18 protein-coding genes and 1 pseudogene are annotated in these 20,888 nt (G+C 44.6%); 15 read left to right on the top strand and 4 right to left on the bottom strand.

The annotated features are described in order from the left end of the window. The first annotated feature begins 144 nt into the window (after positions 1–144). Positions 145–1,306: pseudogene (locus HHX48_RS15815) on the top strand (IS3 family transposase). 122 nt (positions 1,307–1,428) lie between these two features. Here HHX48_RS15815 and HHX48_RS15810 read toward each other — a convergent pair. Together HHX48_RS15810 and HHX48_RS15805 are read right to left on the bottom strand one after the other, a co-directional pair. Continuing rightward, complete coding sequence (locus HHX48_RS15810; protein WP_139758050.1) at positions 1,429–2,841, bottom strand: heavy metal sensor histidine kinase; 1,413 nt, start codon at positions 2,839–2,841, stop codon at positions 1,429–1,431. Continuing rightward, complete coding sequence (locus HHX48_RS15805) at positions 2,831–3,508, bottom strand: heavy metal response regulator transcription factor (protein WP_139758051.1); 678 nt, start codon at positions 3,506–3,508, stop codon at positions 2,831–2,833. The genes HHX48_RS15810 and HHX48_RS15805 overlap by 11 nt, the downstream gene beginning before the upstream one ends. 330 nt (positions 3,509–3,838) lie before the next feature. Here HHX48_RS15805 and HHX48_RS15800 point away from each other — a divergent pair, with 330 nt between their 5' ends. The 12 genes from HHX48_RS15800 to HHX48_RS15745 all read left to right on the top strand — a co-directional run bounded on the left by HHX48_RS15800 (position 3,839) and on the right by HHX48_RS15745 (position 16,909). Further along, a complete protein-coding gene (locus HHX48_RS15800) occupies positions 3,839–4,207 on the top strand; it encodes a hypothetical protein (protein ID WP_139758052.1) in 369 nt (122 codons plus the stop codon). 90 nt (positions 4,208–4,297) lie between these two features. After that, a complete protein-coding gene (locus HHX48_RS15795) occupies positions 4,298–4,813 on the top strand; it encodes a DUF411 domain-containing protein (protein WP_139758053.1) in 516 nt (171 codons plus the stop codon). Then, positions 4,813–6,174 (top strand): TolC family protein, encoded by a 1,362-nt coding sequence (locus tag HHX48_RS15790; protein ID WP_139758054.1) that lies wholly within the window; start codon positions 4,813–4,815, stop codon positions 6,172–6,174. Before HHX48_RS15795 ends, HHX48_RS15790 begins: the two co-directional genes overlap by 1 nt. Further along, positions 6,174–8,174, top strand: a complete 2,001-nt coding sequence (locus tag HHX48_RS15785; RefSeq protein ID WP_139758055.1) for an efflux RND transporter periplasmic adaptor subunit — start codon at positions 6,174–6,176, stop codon at positions 8,172–8,174. The genes HHX48_RS15790 and HHX48_RS15785 overlap by 1 nt, the downstream gene beginning before the upstream one ends. Continuing rightward, entirely contained in the window at positions 8,171–11,305 is a 3,135-nt protein-coding gene (locus HHX48_RS15780; protein WP_139758056.1) for an efflux RND transporter permease subunit, read from the top strand. The genes HHX48_RS15785 and HHX48_RS15780 overlap by 4 nt, the downstream gene beginning before the upstream one ends. Positions 11,306–11,307: 2 nt before the next feature. Then, positions 11,308–12,006, top strand: coding sequence for a peptidase (locus tag HHX48_RS15775; RefSeq protein WP_044447426.1), 699 nt, complete (start codon positions 11,308–11,310; stop codon positions 12,004–12,006). A gap of 1 nt (position 12,007) precedes the next feature. After that, a complete protein-coding gene (locus tag HHX48_RS15770; RefSeq protein WP_139758057.1) occupies positions 12,008–13,840 on the top strand; it encodes a 2Fe-2S iron-sulfur cluster-binding protein in 1,833 nt (610 codons plus the stop codon). Positions 13,841–13,858: 18 nt separating this feature from the next. Further along, entirely contained in the window at positions 13,859–14,260 is a 402-nt protein-coding gene (locus HHX48_RS15765) for a copper resistance CopC family protein (RefSeq protein ID WP_071978933.1), read from the top strand. A 14-nt stretch (positions 14,261–14,274) separates the two neighbouring features. After that, positions 14,275–15,189 (top strand): copper resistance D family protein, encoded by a 915-nt coding sequence (locus tag HHX48_RS15760; protein WP_139758058.1) that lies wholly within the window; start codon positions 14,275–14,277, stop codon positions 15,187–15,189. Positions 15,190–15,201: 12 nt separating this feature from the next. Further along, the gene (locus HHX48_RS15755) at positions 15,202–15,681 is read left to right on the top strand and encodes a YybH family protein (protein ID WP_117316848.1); all 480 of its coding nucleotides are present in this window, start codon (positions 15,202–15,204) and stop codon (positions 15,679–15,681) included. Between the two features lie 26 nt (positions 15,682–15,707). Next, a complete protein-coding gene (locus HHX48_RS15750; RefSeq protein ID WP_117316847.1) occupies positions 15,708–16,193 on the top strand; it encodes a nuclear transport factor 2 family protein in 486 nt (161 codons plus the stop codon). 11 nt (positions 16,194–16,204) lie between these two features. Further along, positions 16,205–16,909 (top strand): DUF1624 domain-containing protein, encoded by a 705-nt coding sequence (locus tag HHX48_RS15745; RefSeq protein ID WP_117316845.1) that lies wholly within the window; start codon positions 16,205–16,207, stop codon positions 16,907–16,909. A 99-nt stretch (positions 16,910–17,008) separates the two neighbouring features. On the opposite strand, the gene HHX48_RS15740 is transcribed toward HHX48_RS15745, so the two are convergent. Together HHX48_RS15740 and HHX48_RS15735 are read right to left on the bottom strand one after the other, a co-directional pair. Next, a complete protein-coding gene (locus HHX48_RS15740) occupies positions 17,009–17,344 on the bottom strand; it encodes a hypothetical protein (RefSeq protein ID WP_232366234.1) in 336 nt (111 codons plus the stop codon). Positions 17,345–17,419: 75 nt separating this feature from the next. Further along, positions 17,420–19,540, bottom strand: a complete 2,121-nt coding sequence (locus HHX48_RS15735; RefSeq protein WP_117316843.1) for an SDR family NAD(P)-dependent oxidoreductase — start codon at positions 19,538–19,540, stop codon at positions 17,420–17,422. Between the two features lie 443 nt (positions 19,541–19,983). Here HHX48_RS15735 and HHX48_RS15730 point away from each other — a divergent pair, with 443 nt between their 5' ends. After that, complete coding sequence (locus HHX48_RS15730; RefSeq protein ID WP_139758059.1) at positions 19,984–20,439, top strand: hypothetical protein; 456 nt, start codon at positions 19,984–19,986, stop codon at positions 20,437–20,439. Positions 20,440–20,503: 64 nt separating this feature from the next. Next, complete coding sequence (locus tag HHX48_RS15725) at positions 20,504–20,860, top strand: hypothetical protein (RefSeq protein ID WP_139758060.1); 357 nt, start codon at positions 20,504–20,506, stop codon at positions 20,858–20,860. The last annotated feature ends 28 nt before the right edge of the window (positions 20,861–20,888 follow it).

Raw genomic sequence — 20,888 nt, 5'->3', positions numbered from 1 at the left:
GCGGTTTAATTCAGCGCTAAAATGCGAGACTTATTCGTGCCTTCCTTAGCGGTAGCAAAGGCCAGTAATAGAAATACTGTAGTGGCAGACTAAACCCGAACACCGTTTTAAGTGGTAGCATTACACTTAATAACGAGGTGTTCAATGAGAAGACAAAGACGGTCATTCAGTCCGGAATTCAAACTTTATGCGGCCAGCCTGGTGCTCGATTAGGGATATAGCTTACCCGAAGCAAGTCGCGCTGTAGACGTTCATGAAAATACCCTGCGCAAATGGGTTCAGCAACTTAAGTCTGAACGCGGCGGTAGCACACCGAAGTCCAAAGCTCTGTCGCAAGAGCAGCAGCGTATTCAGGACCTGGAGGCTCGCGTGAACCGTCTGGAACGAGAAAAGACCATTCTAAAAAAGGCTACCGCACTCTTAATGTCCGACGACCTGAAGTCCACGCGCTGATAGACCGGTTGAGGGTCATGAATCAACAGAATTGGTCTGTTCAGCTTTAGGTTTTGGTGTCAGTAGTTATTACGAACGACGAAAGCGACAGCGGCTGATTGGTGCTAAACGGCGTATTCTGCGCGCCAGAGTGAAGCGTCTGTTCGATAAGAGTCGTCAGTCTGCTGGCACACGAACGCTTGTTGATATGCTTCGCGATGAAGGCATCGTCATGGGCCGATTCAAAGTAGGTCGGCTGATGAAAGAGCAAGGGCTGATGAGCAAGCAGCCGGGTAAGCACGCTTATAAAAACGTGCAGGTTGAGCGGCCAGATATCCCTAATTTACTGGACAGGAAGTTCAATGTGGAGCAACCCAACCAGGCCTGGTGCGGCGATATCACCTACATCTGGACAGGCTCAGCATGGTATTACGCAGCCGTCGTGATTGACCTGCATACCCGCAGAGTTATCGGCTGGAGTATGTCACACCGACCGGACGCGGAGCTTGCCGCAAGAGCTTTAGATATGGCGTACGAGCTGAGAGGTAAGCCAAAAGGCGTGATGTTCCACAGCGATCAGGGCTCTCAGTACGGCGCTCGTAAATTCAGACAAAGGCTGTGGCGTTACAAGATGAGCCAGAGCATGAGTCGCCGAGGGAACTGCTGGGACAATAGCCCAATGGAACGCGTGTTCAGAAGTCTGAAATCAGAATGGATGCCATCAACCGGCTACTGTTCGCCTAATGAAGCAAAACGAGATGTGGGATATTACCTGATGAATTATTACAACTGGGAAAGACCGCATCAATTTAACGATGGGCTACCACCGGCAAAAGCGGAAGAATTAGCTAAAAAGGTGTCCGGGTTTTATTGACCACTACAAACAGATTCTGTGTAACTGCCAGTGTTAAATGATCGGTGAGCCGTTCTTCAAATTCAATCATAAAACGGCTCATCGCTTGTCGCTAGTTCCGTATTGGCATTGTCCACTTCCCGTTAACGACTTAATGGCAATATGGCTGTGAAGGTCGTCTTCTGCTCGCTTGACTCCACTCGTATACGGCCTCTGTTCACTTCCAATACCGAGCGGGCGATGGTTAATCCTAATCCAGCACCTTGCCCGTCACGTTTTCGAGATGGATCCGCGCGGTAGAAACGATCGAAAAGGCGAGAAAGTTGAATGTCAGGGATCTTATTACCTGGGTTTGAAATCGATATCAATGCTTCGTTATCCTGTATTTGAGTAGATACGGTTACTTCTGCATTATCGGGAGTGTACCGAATGGCATTAGACAACAAGTTGCTCAGTGCTTGTCGAAACATCGATTTGTCGCACATTAACGTTATTTTGTGACCAATAAGTTGAATGCTGATGTGCTTCTCTTCGGCCAAGAGCTCAAAGTATTCGATTAATTCACCGATTTCTTTATGACAGTCTATACGCTCAGCGTTGGGTTTGATCAAGCCATGCTCCGTTTGTGCTAGTAACAACATGTCACTGACCATTTTCGACATTCGCTCGTACTCTTCTAAGTTAGAATATAAGATGTTAGTATATTCACTCGTCGATCGTGGTTGATTGAGTATGACTTGGGTCTGTGTAGTCAGGTTGGTGATAGGCGTTCTTAGTTCATGAGCTATGTCAGCGGAAAAATGGGACAGCTGCTCAAACCCGCTTTCAAGTCTCTCAATCATCGCATTAAAGGACTCCACCAGATTAGCAAGCTCCACTGGGACTTCGGTGGGTTCCAACCTGATATCCAATTTATCCGCGGTGATGGAACCGATTTTGCGACTGAGACGTCGTAAGGGGGAGTGACCACGATAAACAGCAAACCGCGCGGCTAAGATCGTAATAGCCCCAGACAATACAATGATCCCCCACAATGTTGTCTCGAAGTCTTCCATATAGTTCATATGAAATTCCATGTTCGAGGCAACGATGACTTGATAATGTGTTTGGCTGTTGCCGTCTTCAATACGCACGGTTATTTCCGTTGCCCGTAACATATGTTCGCCGTCGAAAAAGAGGCTTAACATGGATGGCGTTATTTGTTCTAGTTCATACGTATCCCCAGGGTATTTTTCTAGCACCGCGCTCTCACTGCTAAAAATAACTTCGTTGTCTTTATTTTTAACTAAATAATAGACACCGTGATGCCCAGAGATAGCTTGGAATAATATGCTAGACGGTGCGACCCCTTCATTATACGCTGTATTAAGCTTGCGTTTCACGGCTAGAAACACCTCATTCAGCTCATCTGCATCCTGCTCTTCAAAATGCTGAGCAATCGATTGCTGCACCATAAGACTTATAAACGTTAGGCACACAAAGATAGTGAGCCCAACAAGTATAGTGACCCGAAAGGCGAGAGAGCTTGGTCGCTTTGATAGATCCTTAAGATTCATTACTGCACATTTTATATCCCATCCCTCGCACAGTCTGAATGAGCTTTAGTGAAAAGTCATCATCGATTTTTGCTCGAAGACGGCGAATGGCGACATCAATCACATTGGTATCGCTATCAAAATTCATATCCCATACTTGCGAAGCAATAAGAGAACGCGGCAATATTTCGCCTTGGCGTCTCACCATTAATTCTAATAAGGTGAACTCTTTAGTTGTCAGGTTTATTGTGCGCCCACTTCGCGTGGCAATACGCGAAGGAATGTCGAGCTCCAAATCGGCTATGTGTAAAATATTATTGGGCACGGACGTGCCGCGGCGGATCAACGTACGCACACGCGCTAGCAGCTCAGCAAATGCAAACGGCTTCACTAAGTAATCATCTGCGCCGAGCTCTAAACCTTTAACACGGTCATTCACATGATCACGAGCAGTAAGAAAAAGAACCGGTGTATGATTGTTAGACTCTCGTAACGATGACAATATTTTCCAACCATCGATATCAGGCAGCATGACGTCTAAGATGATCAACTCATATTCACCGAGCATGGCTTTGTGATGGCCATCGAGGCCGGTCCGAACTAACTCAACAACAAAGCCCGATTCGGCAAGGCCTTGTTTGATGTAGTCTCCAGTTTTTGTTTCGTCTTCAACGACTAATATTTTCATGCGATGTTCCGCCCGTGTTACTTATGATAAGCCCGCTTACAATATTAATGTACGTAACGAAACCGTGAAACGAAACACCTACTATGTAGCTTTGTAATTTCGCTAATGTCTCGTAATCTTAATGCTGAGTGCTATCAAGATGTTAGCCCTTAGGTCGCTGATTATGCAACGAAATCCTTGCCTTTGATCTAGGATAATCCGTCTAATTGCATTTATTACTGAATTGTAATGTAGAGGTAATCTGGTTGTCAGGCGAGGGTGCTAACATCAGCAACAATTAATAAACAGTCATTGACTGCTGTTTGTCAAACACCAAGGAACGACGAGAACGTGAAAAGCGCCTTCATTCACTTAATTATTGTTATTGCATTGCTCAGTGTGCAAATGAGTGAGTCATTTGCATTCGCGCAAATGCCATGCAGTGACGAAATGGCAGCGGAGATGGATCTCGGATTTCACGATTTGCACAGCGTTCATGACATGATGAAACACTCGCAAAGCGATGATATGAATGATTGTTGTCAGCAAGATTGCTGTTGTCCAATGGCGATGTTTCATATTGGTCTTCTCTCTAGTCAAACTCATTCGTCACCCGAAGGCGTGTCGCTGAGTATTCAGTCTCTTAATTCAAACCTAAACCAAATCTTTTTAGGTGGATTGCAGCGCCCTCCGAAACACTCTCTCATTTCAGCAGGATAAGTCCGTCTAGAATCCGGGCAATGATATCGCTTGTTGGTCGAATGATCATAGCAAGCCATTTATTTAAACAATAGAAATGAGAAAGTAATTATGTCAATTATTACGCATCGCTCGATGTGGATAGCGTTGGTGTTTGCACTGTTTTTATCAGCATGTACCGACTCAATACAGATAAATAATGATTCGGATGCAGTTGCTGAATCCCCGGTAGCTTCCTTAACAGTCTACAAAAGCCGTTCTTGTAAGTGTTGCCAAAAGTGGGTGAACCACATTGAAGAGCACGGGTTCGACACGGACGTATCCAATGTTACATTAATGTCTCGAATTAAAGACAAATATGGTGTTGCGCCTAATTACCGTTCGTGTCATACGGCATTGTCCCCAGACGGTTTTGTTTTTGAAGGTCACATTCCAGCAAAATTCATTCAGCAATTTTTAGACAATATACCTGAAGGCGCCATCGGACTCAGTGTGCCGGCTATGCCAATTGGGTCACCTGGTATGGAAGTCGGTGATCAATTTCGTCCTTATCTTATTCTGCAACTCAATGACGATGGCAGCGCAACCACTTATGCCGAAGTTAACTCGTATGAAGAGCAATTCTAATGAGACGCTTTTCATTTTATGTCATTACACTGATGACACTTTTGAATACTGGACTTGCCCAAAGTCAAACAAACCCCGTGTTGACATTGGAGCAGGCTGTTGAAATCGCGATTAACAACGACCCTTGGCTTGTAGGCAGTGAGTATCGCGAGCAAGCCATTGTTTCAAGTAGCGTGGCAGCCGCTAGTTTGCCGGACCCGGTAGTTAATATTGGTTTAGCGAACTTACCAACGGATGGATTTGCATTCGATCAAGAACCCATGACGCAACTTAAGGCAGGGGTTTCACAGATGTTCCCCAGAGGGGATTCGTTAGATATTCGATCTCGTCAACTAAGAGAGCAAGCCGCCGAGCACCCAATAATGCGTGCTGATCGCATCGCCCGCACACGTGTGCAGGTCTCTGATATTTGGCTTGAAATTTATCGCGCGCAGCAGAGTATTAAGCTAATCCATCAAGATAGGGCATTGTTTGAGCAACTCAGTGACATTGCCAAAGCGAATTATGCGACCGCCATTGGGCGCGTGCGCCAGGAAGACATCATTAGGGCAAAGCTCGAATTGACGCGGTTAGAAGACAGATTAATAAAACTACAAGCACTGGAAGAACGCTCAACAGGTAAGTTATTGGAATGGATCCTAAAAAACCAGCAATCTGCACGCCAACTTGGCTTTGATGCGTTTAGCGCGTTGCAGTTGCCTAATACATTACCTGCCATTGCAAAAATCACTGACAACACGTTGTTAATTGTAGAAAGAAAAAATCAACAACAGCTCGCGGAACTACTCGCAGATCACCCTTATATTTTATCCATTAATCAACGTATCAGAGCGAGTCAAACCGGGGTTGAGTTAGCTAAAGAAAAATACAAACCCCAATGGGGCGTAAATGCCAGTTATGCTTTTCGCGATGATACACTAGCAGGTGCAAGTCGGGCTGATTTCTTGTCAGTCGGTGTTAGTTTTGATTTACCTATTTTTACTGAAAACCGTCAAGACAAAGAAGTCTCTGCAGCCGTAAGCCAATCAGAAGCCATAAAGACTGACAAGTTACTCGCACTGCGCGAAATGATGTCTGCGATCCAGTCGTTATACGCTGAGCGAGAACGTTTAACTGACAGGCAATCGTTATACAACGACGAGTTATTAGCGCAAATGCAAGAACAAGCTGACGCGTCCTTGAATGCCTACACCAATGATGATGGCGATTTCGCCGAAGTTGTTCGCGCGCGTATCGCGATTTTGAATGCGCGTATTGATGCATTGGATATCAATGTGGATTTCGTCAAAACAAACATTCGACTTAATTATTACTTTAATACCACCGCAGGTATTTCCATGACTCAATTCGGAGAACAATAATGCATAACACGAAAGCCATTATTTTAGGATGTGTTATCGGCGGTGCAATGACTGCGTTGGCATATACATTCCTTCTTCCTTCTGATGCAACACCTACAGAAGCAGAGCAAAGCGCTGAACCGCAGCCACTTTATTGGGTCGCACCGATGGATCCCAATTACCGTCGTGATGAACCGGGTAAATCTCCGATGGGAATGGATCTTGTTCCTGTTTATGAAGAGAGCACGGGAGGCAATGAAGGTCCTGGAACCATTAGCATATCACCCAATGTAGTCAATAATTTAGGGGTAAGAACAGCATCGGCTCAACGCCGATCTCTGCATGTCCCTATTCGTACGGTTGGCTATGTGCAATACAATGAAGACACCTTGATACATATACACCCACGCGTTGAAGGCTGGGTAGATACACTGCATGTGAAAGCCTCGGGTGAGTATGTAAAAAAAGGCGAACCTTTGTATTCGCTCTATTCCCCTGAGTTGGTCAATGCGCAAGAAGAGCTGCTGATCGCGATGCGCCGCGGGAGTGACGATTTGATCAATGCTGCTCGGTCGCGATTAGATGCGTTGCAAATGCCTAATGAAGCGATTCAGTCCTTAATGTCGAGCCAAAAAGTCCGTCAATCGATCACATTTTCGGCACCGCAAACCGGGTTTGTTGACAATTTAAATATCCGCGAAGGATTCTTTATCAAGCCAGGCAATACCCTCCTGTCCATTGGGGCGTTGGATGAGGTGTGGGTTGATGCTGAAATCTTTGAACGACAATCCGCGCAAGTCACCGTTGGACTTCCCGTCACAATGACGTTGGATTTTTTACCCGGCAAAACATGGGAGGGTGAGGTTGATTACGTCTACCCCACACTTGAACAGAGCACTCGAACGCTGCGGGTTCGCTTACGATTTAAAAATGCAGATTACGCGCTTAAACCGAACATGTTTGCCCAGATTACGATACATTCAGACTTTGACTCTGACAGCGTTCTTGTGCCATCGGAAGCGGTTATCAGAACCGGTACGCAAGATCGTGTTGTCTTGGCGTTCGGTGACGGGCAATTCAAGTCCATAGCCGTAGATGTAGGTCGAGTGGTAGAGGACTACACTGAGATTACAGCAGGTCTCATCGAAGGGGATCAGATTGTCACCTCTGCACACTTTTTGCTCGATTCAGAAAGCAGTATAAGTTCAGATTTTAAACGGATGGAAGCACCTGATGCACTCCCGTCGTCGGTTTTTACCGAAGCCACCATCACCGATGTTATGGCCTCACATAACATGATAACAGTGAACCATGGCGCCATCAGTGAATGGGATTGGCCAGAAATGACAATGGATTTTACTGTCGCCAACCAAGTAGAACTAACGAGTTTGCGGCAAGGTATGCGTGCGCATATTGAAATTAGTAAAGAAAACGATGGTCAGTATGTGGTAACGACGGTGCATATCATTGACGACAATGCTGATACACAGACGATAAATGGACGCAGCATATGGACTGAAGCAACGATTAATTCGGTTATGTCCTCACACAAAATGTTAAATCTTGACCACGGAGCAATTGAAGCGTGGGATTGGCCCGCGATGACAATGGATTTCTTTGTTGCTGACACTATCGATTTATCGCAGTTGGAAGCTGGTATGGATTTGCATATTGAAATCACCAAAACCGGTGATAGCGACTATCTGGTAACAACCATCCATGTCAAACCAGCAGAGCCAGGTTCAGCGCAAAGGGCAATGGTGACAGGCACCATTAATGCCATCAATACTCAGTCACGTGTAGTCAATATTTCACGTGAAGCGATCCCAAAGTGGGATAGGCCTGCGGCAACTCTTGACTTTACCATGAGCGACGCTATCGATATCAGCCAATTTACGGTCGGTGCTGACATTACATTTACGTTTGAAATCACTGATGGCAACTTTAGGATCCTCAGTATTGAGTCCGAAAGCCAAGATACTTCGATAGATCATAGTAACCATGGAGGAGTATACGAATGATCGCTGCTATTATTCGCTGGTCAGTTGCCAACCGCTTCTTCGTATTGCTGATGACCTTAATTATTATCGGGGGCGGTTTATTTACGGTGAAGAATACACCAATTGACGCATTGCCCGACCTGTCTGATGTTCAGGTCATCATTAAGACCAGTTATCCTGGACAAGCACCTCAGGTGGTTGAAGATCAGGTGACTTACCCGCTTACAACGGCGATGTTGTCGGTGCCAGGTGCTAAAACGGTCAGGGGCTTCTCTTTCTTTGGCGACTCATATGTCTACATCATTTTTGATGACAGCACAGATCTCTATTGGGCTCGTAGCCGTGTACTGGAATATCTGTCTCAAGTTGCTCCCAATTTACCTGAAAATGCTCGGCCACAATTAGGTCCAGATGCAACCGGAGTGGGTTGGGTTTACTTGTATGCATTGGTTGACCGCACCGGCAAAAATGACATATCACAATTACGCAGTCTCCAAGATTGGTTTCTTAAATACGAATTGCAAACCGTTCCTGGTGTGTCCGAAGTGTCTGCTTTAGGCGGTATGGTCAAGCAATATCAAGTTAAAGTTGATCCTGAAAAACTGCGTGCCTATGGGATCCCGCTATCACATATTCAAATGGCCATCAAAAGAGGCAACCAAGAAGTTGGCGCATCTGTTATTGAAATGGCTGAGGCTGAATATATGGTCAGGGCGACAGGGTATATTTCAAGCAAACAAGATATCGAAACGATTCCACTCGGAGTTAATGAAAATGGCACGCCGCTGTTGGTAAGGGATATCGCGGATGTGCAGTTAGGTCCTCAAATGCGCAGAGGGGTGGCCGAGCTTAATGGCGAAGGGGAAACCGTAGGCGGCATCGTTGTCATGCGATTTGGTGAAAATGCTCAAACAACCATTAACGGAGTCAAAGCTAAACTCGAAGATCTCAAAAAAGGATTGCCGGATGGCGTCGAAATTGTCACGGTTTACGATCGTTCCGCATTGATTGAACGTGCGGTAGATAACTTGGCCTCTAAATTGGTAGAAGAATTTATCGTCGTTGCCCTAGTGTGTATCGCGTTCTTATTCCATGTGCGTTCCTCGCTGGTTGCAATTATAAGTATTCCTGTCGGGATCATCACGGCAATTATCGTGATGTATATGCAAGGTATCAATGCGAACATCATGTCCTTGGGGGGGATAGCAATTGCTATTGGTGCAATGAGCGATGGGGCCATTGTCATGATCGAAAATATGCATAAGCATATGGAGCGAACCCCGCTGACAAAAGAAAATCGATGGCGGGTAGTGATAGATTCAGCGTCTGAAGTCGGTCCTGCGCTGTTTTTCAGTTTGTTGATTATCACAGTTAGTTTTGTACCTGTCTTTACGCTAGAAGCGCAAGAAGGCCGGATGTTCTCGCCGCTTGCATTCACCAAAACATATGCGATGGCCGCTTCTGCAGCGCTCGCGATCACACTAGTGCCAGTTTTGATGGGGTACTTTGTACGCGGTAAGGTACTTGCGGAGCATAAGAATCCTGTTAATCGGTTCCTGACGTTTTTATACATGCCAACACTTAAAGCGGTATTACGTTTTCCCAAGTTGACCATGCTGGTCGCCGTAATTGTATTGGGTATTGGCCTTTGGCCAATTGATAAGATCGGTAGCGAATTTATCCCGCCGCTTGATGAAGGTGACTTGATGTACATGCCGACGACTTATGCCGGTATTTCGATAGGTAAAGCTCGCGAGTTATTACAACAAACCAATAAACTGATCAAGACTGTTCCTGAGGTCGAAACGGTGTTTGGCAAGGTCGGGCGAGCTGATACGGCAACCGATCCTGCACCATTGACAATGATAGAAACGTTTATTCAATTAAAACCTCAAGATCAATGGCGTGAAGGCATGACGACCCAGGATCTGATCAAAGAATTTGATGCTGTGGTTAATTTACCGGGGTTAACGAATGCATGGGTTATGCCGATTAAAACGCGGATTGATATGTTGGCTACCGGTATTAAGACACCTGTGGGCATCAAGATTGGAGGTCCAGATCTCATGGAAATTCAAAAGATTGGTCAACAAATTGAAACGATACTTTCAGATGTTGAGGGCACGGCATCCGTTTATTCGGAGCGTGTTGCTGGTGGGCGTTATGTCAAAGTCGATATCCAACGTGAAAGGGCCGCTCGCTATGGTCTTAACATAGCAGACGTTCAACAAGTTGTTTCTAGTGCGATTGGAGGAATGAATGTTACACAAAGCGTCGAAGGATTAGAGCGCTACCCAGTGAATATTCGATATCCACAATCATATCGCTCATCACCTGAATCATTGTCATTGTTGCCTATTGTCACACCACAAGGCAAACGCATTGCGTTGGCTGATGTCGCGGATGTGTATATTGAAGATGGTCCCCCAGGCATTAAAAGTGAAAATGCACGCCTTAATGGCTGGGTGTATGTGGATATTGATGGTGTAGACATTGGCTCTTATGTCGTCGCAGCGCAGCAGGTCGTCAGTGAGGAGCTGGTATTGCCTGCAGGATACTCCATAACGTGGTCGGGACAATATGAATATATGTTGCGGGCAAAAGAAAAATTAACCTATGTAGTGCCATTGACTTTAGCCATTATCGTGATCTTGTTATACCTCAACTTCCGCAATTTTATTGAAGTAGCGATCATCATGGGAACGTTGCCTTTATCGATGGTCGGTAGTATTTGGCTTATGTACTTAGAAGGGTTTAACTTTTCAGTGGCAGTGGGCGTTGGCTTCATTGCATTGGCCGGGGTCGCTGTCGAGATTGGCGTCATTATGCTGGTGTACTTGAATCATGAGTACCAGGCGTTAATCGACAAATGCAAAATGGACGGTATTAAACCCACCGTAGGAATGCTAACCGAAGCCGTATTGCATGGCGCGGGTTTGCGTGTCCGGCCAGTCATGATGACGACCGCAACCATTATATTCGGACTATTACCGGTACTTTATGGCTCAGGTACGGGGTCTGAAGTGATGAGTCGTATCGCTGCGCCCATGGTGGGCGGGATGGTCAGTGCGATTTTATTGACGCTACTTATTTTACCAGCCATTTATTTAATATGGCGAAAACAGCAGCTCAAAACGATGAGTAATTGGTAGTTATGCGTCGCCTTGCTCGTCGGTTACACCGATACCTACTGTTGATTGTCGGTGTGCAGATGCTCCTCTGGTCAGTGAGTGGACTCTACATGGTCTGGTTTGATATCCACTATATTCATGGCGATCATTTCATGAAAAGCTCGCCCGCGCTTTCATCATTGTCAACGGTAAACGTTGGCTTTGATGAGATAGTCGCTCGCTACCCTGATGCTAAGTCAATCGTTTTGGGCAGTGTGGGGGAGATGCCGGTTTACCGATTAACCCTCACCAGTAAGACGCACCTGATCAGCGGCTTATCTGGAGACATCATCCAACCGTTGTCAGACAAACAAGCCGCCGCCATCGCAATGTCCAGGTCAAGTCGGTCGTATGAGGTCGACAATGTGACCTTGCTGGGTGAAAACGAAGAGGATAGTGCGGTTGGGCAACGAGGACGTCCATTATGGCGAGTTGAATTTAAAGGCGCACTTGCGCCAACATTTTACGTCAGTCAAGACACAGGTACGGTTGAATATATTCGACATGCCCCTTGGCAAGTATTTGATTGGTTATGGCGCCTCCATATTATGGATTACCAAGACGGTGAAGACGTTAGTAATACACTATTAGTGAGCATGACTATCATAGGGCTGTTGGCCGCATTAGCAGGCTTGCTATTGCTGCCTTATTCCTTTTCGTCATCGCGAAAGGCAGCTGACTGAAATGTTCTGGCGGATCATTCACAAATACCTTGCATTGATTGTGTTTTCACAATTAATGGTTTGGCTCGCTACGGGTTTTTTACTCGGACAGGCTGAGCACAGTAAACCGCTCTCCAGAATCGCAAGTGACGCTATTGCAGGAAGTGTATTAACGCAAAACCTAATATCCGTCGAGAACGTCCTTATACGCTCACCCAATGCGCTCTCTATTGAGCTGCTTAGCTTATTGGGAAACCCGACCTATAAGGTTATGACGCACTATGCAAGACATGCCCATGAAAGAGAGTATGAGTTAATAGACGCGATAAAGGGAAATAAAATAGAACTAACAGCGAACGATATCCGTGATCTGGTCAACAATCAGTTCCGGTTAACTTCGCCTATTCAAGATTTGCGCCGTGTTGATCCGCCGATAGAGCATCTACCCAGAGAGCGACAATCGGTTTGGCATGTTCGTTTATCAGACAGAGAAACGACACACATTTATGTCCGAGCATCAACAGGGGAATTAGCCGGCGTCGTCGATAGCAACAGGGAATGGACAAACTTGTTGATGCTATTGCACTTTATGGATTATCAGAACACCGGCTCATTTAATCACTGGTGGATCAAGGCTCTCGCGTTACTGACTGTGCTGTTGAGTATTTCAGGAATTACGTGGCTGGTTAGCCTCGTTAAAAATAAGCAAGTATTCATTGGGTGGTGGTATAGAAAGCAAGACTTAGTGGTACGAGATCAGCAAGGTTACCTCCAAAACGTCGTTGCTAAGGACAATGAATCACTTCTGGATTGCCTACAGCATAACGCCCTTTCTATTGAGTCAGTATGTGGGGGAGGGGGAACATGCGGCCAATGTATTGTGCGTCTTGATCCATCGGCTGCCATTTCAGTTGCAGAACGATACCGCTTATCTCAAGACAGGTTGTTGTCCGGTTATCGTTTAGCTTGTCAGCAAAACACTGATTTGAAAGGCAACGTTCAGCTTGTAGAGTCTCCAAACCCCAAAACAGTATCATGCGAGTTGCTCTCAAACACATTCATTACACCCTTTATCAAAGAATTAAGATTTAAATATCAAGGCAGTGTTCCACTGGATTTTAAGCCTGGCAGTTTTGTTCAATTCACGATTAAAGAAGGTCAATCTTTAGCGTTTCCGAAAGACTTACCGAGACGCTATCAGCCTTATTGGCCGCGTTTTGAATCAGCTACATTTTCCCATCCAAACACTGTCAGGCATTATTCAGTTGCAAACCGAAATGATGGTAGTGGCGTGCTTACATTCAATATAAAAATGCAACCGGCACAATCTAACAACCAAAGACCTGGCATCGGTTCTTTTCACCTTGGTAATTTAAGCATCGGCACGGTGGTTGATATAGTTGCGCCTCGAGGGGGGGTTAACTTACTTGATGACCTTGGTGTACGAGAAATTGTGTTGGTCGGTGGGGGCTCGGGTATAGCACCTCTAAAAGCTCTAATCGATGAACTAATATTTGGCTTGCATTCGACACTGCCTATAACCCTCTTTTATGGCGCCAAACACCCTGTTGAATTGGCAAATCATTGCTGGTTAAAAGCGGTTGAAACACAGCATTCCAATTTCTCCTATCAACCTATCGTGTCTAACGCGTCTTCTGTTTGGTATGGACAGGTGGGCCGCGTACAAACGCCGTTGAATGCATTTGTGTCTGCGCACCGTAGCCTCCATCGATGTTTGTTTTTCCTCTGCGGTCCTCCGGCAATGATGAACGATGTAACCCAATTACTATTACGCTACTCCGTCAATGAAAATGCTATACAAATCGATTCATTTTCACCATTTACTACTACTTAAAACTACCGAGGTTTATTTATGAAAACACTATTGTCAACGTTCTTACTGACCGCTCTTTTCTTGAGCACAAGCAGTTATGCTCACACATCGTTGAAAACGTCCATGCCAAAAAACAATGCGATGTTAATGTCATCGCCTCCACAATTGTCCGTTGTTTTTACTGAGCCAGTTCGTTTGGCCAAATTGACGTTAAATTCTCAAAACGGCGAGCCTGTCGACTTTAATTTTTCTCCATCGATGGAGTCTAGCACTTTCTTTAATTACGACTTACCGACGTTATCGCCGGGTAACTATACCGCACAGTGGATGTTACTTGGTGAGGATGGGCACAAAATGGACGGTTCATTTGACTTCATGGTTCACGGAAGCAAGTCCATGCAAGATGACAAAAAAGCCCATAGTCAACACAAAGACCATTAAAGAGGAAGATTAAAATGGCAATTTGGGAAGTATTGATCCTATCCACCAAGCTTACTGTCTATCTAGGACTGTCGGCGCTTTTGGGCGGATTTCTTATCCTTCTTTTAGTGCCATTTAGCCTGGAAAAACAATCTCACGCTCGTCTGCTTCTGCAAGCTCATATTATTAAGTATATGGCTATGTTTGCTTTAGTTGGTGTTTTCGCGACTACGTTGGATTTCTTTTTCCAAGTGGGGTCGCTGTCTCAAACGGGTTTCACAGGCATGTTTGATCCGGTCATGCAACGTATGGTTGCACAATCTACTTTAGGGACTATTGCAATAAGTCGGCTGTGCATATTCATCGTCGGCATTGCTCTTTGTGGATTGTTTTATTGGCAACTCGCTCGCAAAAAAACGCCTCATTTTATCGTGACTCTTCTTGGTGCAATAATTCTTTGGGGGAGCGTTGGATATGTATTCATGCTTTCCGGGCATACCGTGCAACTGGAACGTTCATATGGTTATGCATTAGCTGTGCATGTGATCATCGCGCTAAGCTGGATGGGCGCTCTTTGGCCGTTGTCAGCAGCATGCCTACACCTATCGCCTACACCGCTTTACACTCTGATGCGGCAATTTGGTCATCTTGCTATAGGACTGGTGAGCCTGCTGATCCTTGCCGGCACTCTGCTAGCATGGGAGCTAGTTGGTTCTGTAGGTAATTTATTCAATCAAATCTATGGACAAAGCCTGCTGTTAAAGCTGGGCTTTGTCAATGCGATCCTGCTGCTTGCCGCATGGCATAAATTAAAATTAACGCCCAAGCTTTTAACGCACAGTAACGCAGCGATAGACATGCGCCGTTCGATTCAAATTGAAATGCTCATTGGACTATGCATTTTTCTGATCACCGTTGCTTTGACTACTGTTCTTGGTCCTCAATCTTAACTTTGGATTTATATGAAAATTAATTACGTTTTAACGACTGTTTTATCTATTGCGCTGCTTTCATTTAGTACGTTTGCCCATGAGCCACCCAAATCAATAGAGCGCTCTGCAACTCACTTCAGTGGTTTGGATACTGCAGCGGGTCGCAGTGTGCTCGCTTATCACGAAGCATTATCTAATGGCCAAGCGGATGACGTCATGAGTGCATTGACATCCGAAGTCATTATTTTAGAGGGATCGCGAATAGAACGCAGTGCCGAAGAATATCGGCAACATCATTTACACGCTGATATGCGATTTTCTGCGGCTGTCAAAACCACAACAATTGAACATCATGTTCGCGTTTATGGGGATACGGCGGTCTCAATTGCCAGAAGCCACACCCTTGGCACATACAAAGGTAAACAAATTGATAAGCAAGGAAATGAAACACTGGTACTTAACCTTATCAATGGTCATTGGAAAATAAGTCATATCCATTGGTCCCATTAACACTTTAATTTATAGGAAAACTTTAAATGACGTTACTTATACGAATCTCACTCGTCCTGATGTTAAGCACAACTACACTGGGCGTCTTTGCATCACAGGCAGATGAAGACAAAGCGACGATTGAAGAAATTATCATTGCTATTGAAAACGGTTGGGAGTCGGGCCAAGGACGGCCTTTTTATGAACACTATCTCGACCATAAAGGTGCTCGATACATTGAATCAGGCGGCCAAAACACAGGATTAAGTGATCTCGTCGAAAATCATGTGGAGCCAGAGAAAGAAGTACTCAAACGCCTCACCATCGATATATTGGATATGGATATTACAATTGATGACGATATGGCATGGGCGATTACGACCGTAAATGTGTCTGGTGAAGTAAGAAAAACTGGCTCAACATTTGACAAAAAGGGCTACCAAACGTACTTGTTTAAACGAACGAGTAATGGATGGAAAGTCATACATTCACATTCGTCTACCCGCGATAAAAAGCCCCACAAGCATCATTAAGCGACGTCAGTATGCCCATCACTCGCAACGTTACCCTAGACATCATGCGCACGGTCGCCATTGTATTAATGGTGATCTTTCACTTCGCGTATGACTTGCGGTTCTTTGGCTGGGTAGATTGGAGTGTGCCAAATGGTCCTGGCTGGAAACAATTTCGGTATGTCATTTTATCACTCTTTTTCTTAAGTGTGGGTGCATCATTGGTGTTCGCTCATCACCAACGCGTGGATTTGAAATCCTTTGCGAAGCGAATAATGTGGATAGTGGTATGGGCATGCGTTATATCACTATTTACTTATTGGTTTTTCAATAGTCATTGGATATTTTTTGGTGTTTTACACTTTATCGCCGTGGCCAGTGTACTATGCCTTCCCTTCGCACGTTATCCAGTCATGGCTTGTTTTATTGGGATAGGGATTATTACACTGTTCTTAACGAATGTGGTTACAAGTAAATGGCCGTTTAACTTATGGGAATTGGGGCTGCCGTCATCACCCAACGATTATGTTGCACTATTTCCTTGGGTTGGCGTTGTATTGCTGGGCATTGGCGTTGGCCATATGTTTATTAAGGGTATAGATCCCTGTGCTTCACTGAAATTATCAACTAAAATCACGTTTTTAGGACGTCACAGTCTTGCTGTGTATGTGTTACATCAACCTCTGTTTTTTGTAACATTAGGCAGCGTGTATTGGCTTTCGCATTCGGTTATGTGAGTCTAAGTTGAAGATGAGACAATGATAATAAGGGACCTTTGACAAAAGTAGAGCGTTGTTTGTTTTACAAGTAGTCTCGGCGTTTCTAGCACTTGTATATCAGTAATAGTGTGGGTTCATCCAAGCAATAACCGCAGAAATAACGGCAACTAGGATGGCTGTTAATGTTAATACTGTGTTGGCCAAATTGCGTGTCGCTTCATTATATAACGTTTTCACCGCATCAATATCTTGTTCAATACGCGCAAGTCGACGATTAACTTCTGCATTGGAAAGCGTAGCATTTTCCAATAGTCGTAAATCTCGATTAATCTCATCAACCTGTTTTTTAAGGCCAACTAATCCGCGATAGAAGTCTGCGTGAACATAGTCATCGGTATCGGCAAAGCAAATGGTGGGAAGAAGTAGAGTAAAAACTAACATCCATTTAAACACTGTATATATCCTAATTACTGCAACTGACGGTTGATCGCCATAGCGCTTGAGTAAGTATTACACCAGCTTAACGGTTTATTGTAAATCCCGCTGCAAAGAGCCTGCAAACCTAAGTTGAGGGTCGTATTTCTTTTTTAAAGCAATCAAACGCTCTACATGGTGACCGAAATAACTGGTCAATGGACAGTCGTTGCCCATGTCATAATTTTGGTAGGCATGGCCATTAAAAAATGGGGATAATCGTTCATAGGTTTGATTAACCCAGTCTATAACCTTGGTATTGTCTTGATCGGGCAGAGTCACACCCGTGATGCTACATACAAATGAGGCATCGCGATGAATAAATGCGGTTTCATGGGTCTCGATATCCTGGATCGCGCCACATAACGGATCGAGCATAATGCCCGCTGCGTTGTCTGGGCAAGACTGATAGCATTGCAAAAGCGCATCAATAAACTGTTCCGTAAGTTCACCTTCAATGATCCCATTGCGCCAATAAAGTGCGTGCCCTTGTTCATATTCATTTGACTGGCACTCTATGTATTGTTTATGCGTAACAGAGATATCGGCATCCGTTTCCCATTTTGCTATGTTATTTAGGTTGGAGTCAGGGTCTTCACTAAACCCCATAATTGATATTTTTGCATTTTGTAACGCTGAACGAGCGATGTATGCATATAAGAATTGCGTTCTCGGCCCCTGCAGTACAGCATCGCTGTATTGCTTTAAAATAGGCTTTGCCTTTTGAATTGGCCATTCAATGATACCTCCTTGAACATAAGCTGGAGCCGGGTGCAGCCTAAATGTTATGTGGGTGATAACGCCAAATTGAGAGCCGCCACTGCCGCGTAGTGCCCAAAAAAGATCAGAGTGTTCCAAAGTGTTTATAACTCTTTGCTGACCATCTGCTGTGATCAGATTAAACGCCAAGACATTGTCGCAACTTAACCCATGTTTGCGTGACAAAAAACCGATCCCGCCGCCTAACGTTGCTCCTACAACACCGACATCCGGGCAGGTGCCTAATGGGATCACTTTCTTATATTTCGATAAGAACAGATCCAAATTATGATTTTTCACACCCGCGCCCACTCTTACTGACTGACCAACTGCGCAAAGTTCTATACTTTGAAAGGCAGACATATCAAGGACAATGCCACCGTCAATAACGGCCGCACCCGTTACCCCATGGCCGCCGCCTTTAACTGATATTTGTAAATTAAGGCGATTGGCATAGTCAATTGTATTAATGATATCGACGTCTGACTCAGGCACGACTATCGCATATGGAAAATGTGAAATGGCTCGATTAAAAACATGACGCCGCGCTGAATAGCCTGTACTTCCAACGTCCCAGACACTGCCGCTTAACTTGTTTCGCAACGACAGTAAGTCAGATTCAGTTGGCTTCGTTGAAATAGTTTTATTGGTATCAATTGGGTTGAGCGGCGCTTCGTCAATGCTTTGCAATAAATCCCAATTTGTTCTGCTAAATGTCTTTGGGTCTATACGATTTAACAATTGCCAAAGGTATTGTGCAACAAGGCGCGGCGGTAGTAGCTTGTTCTCTTCATGTAAGCCTCTTAAAAAGGCCGACATCGGCAGTACATCGCTTGGCACTTGCCGGATTTTTTTTTGCATCGCTGTATCAACATTTCCGGGAGCTGCGGTGGCAAAAACAGCTACATCTTCATTAACTTCTTGTCTAAAACAACTACACACCATATTTAAAGCCGTTTTACTCACACAGTATGCTGATGCGCCTTTCACTGCACTAACGGGTTGCTCGCTTGTCAAATACAGTACGCGGCTATGTTTAAACTTATCCAGGCACAGTTGTGTTATCAAAAAGGGGATATCGCAGTTGATTCTTTGTGCCGTGCGCCATTCTTTGTAGCCTATTGATTGAATAGGTTTAAGCGGTGTGACAATACCTGCACAATGCACTAAGTAATCAATCTGTTCGTATTGGCTAAGCGTTTCTTGAATTTCAATCGTTGCCGCTTCGTTATTAAAATCAACGTGTTCTATGATGAGGCGGGGTTCAAATTTTTCATTGAACGCTCCTAGTTCTGAGCTATCACGACACAGTGCAACAACAAGCATATTTGGATCCCTTGATAAGAATTCATTAGTCAATGCTAATCCAATCCCTGATCCTGCACCGGTAATTACCGCAATTTTGTGTTTCGTCATTTCTTATTATCCGCTCACCCAATTAAAAATTGCATCTGGTATTCAGCATATGCCGCTGCAAAGTAGCTATGAGGAGACCTGTTGACGCAGCTTGAGCATAGATAATTTTGAACCAAGGATAAATAAATCGATGATTTGATTACGGAAATGTAATGATTCTGTAATCCGATTGTCGTGAAGGATTGATCTAAATCAATTACATTTATCGTGTGATTTATAGGATGGATTTCATCAAAAGCAAAGGATAAATCGGGTGCAAAAAATTACGATAGCACTAATCTGCAATGCCACAAATGCCTATAACAGATGAAGAGCTTGAGGTTTTGGCCGAATTTTTATCGCCCAAATAGCACCTTGACCTGAGTCTAAGACATAGAATTAAGGTGACAAGTCGTCTATTTCAAACCTAAACCGCTCATGTGAGCACAATTAAAGGAAAAATTATGAAAACATTAACGTCATTATTACTGGCCAGCGCCCTTGTCGCTGCGCCAATTGCGACTTCTTACGCGCATCAACACACTGATAAATCTGACATGCCGATGATGGACAGTCAGATGATGAAGAAAATGCAAACACATATGGAAGAAATGCAAGCAGTTTTAGATGAAGTAAAAAGTGAATCTGATCCTGAAAAGCGCGAAGCCATGTTGCATGAGCATGCCCAAAAGATGCAAGACATGATGGGCATGATGGAAGGCAAAGATTCGATGGGAATGAAAGATGGAAAAGGAATGAAAGGCGGCATGGGCATGAAGCATAAACACAGTGATATGTCGACTGATGACAAAATGAAAATGATGGAACAGCGTATGGCCATGATGGAAGACATGATGGGGCAAATGATGGGACATACGGCTGAAAAAGCGAAGCCAATACACAAGCATAAAAAGAACTAATCAATGCGTTATGAGGCAGGAAAAGCGACTGCCTCTTTTCTTTTAATAATCGCGGGAGTTTTACATGAACAAATTAATCAAGCTTTTATCAATTGCAATCTTGTCTGTTGGGCTACTAGGGGGCTGTGCAAGCCAGATATACCATGACTACATCATGAGTGGGCAGGTTGTTACCGTCGATGATAAACAAGTAGTTGTGTGTGTCTCTGACACCGATGGTCTCAAAGAACATCAAGTCTTTAATGTTTATCGCACCGATTTTGATGCGACAGCAATTTCTGAAGGGGAAGACGGCTACTCGCGCGAATTTGTGGGCAAAATTCGATTAGGTAAGACGAAGGATGAGCATTTTGCAGAGGCTACTGTACTTGATGGCGAACTTGCACGTTATGACATGGTTGAGTTTGATCGTGGGTTTTAATCGATATTTTTGAATAGGAGCATGCCGT

It is taken from the genome of Salinimonas profundi (assembly GCF_014750655.1).
GTDB lineage: Bacteria > Pseudomonadota > Gammaproteobacteria > Enterobacterales > Alteromonadaceae > Alteromonas > Alteromonas profundi_A.
This window is presented reverse-complemented; position numbering and strand designations above follow the sequence as displayed.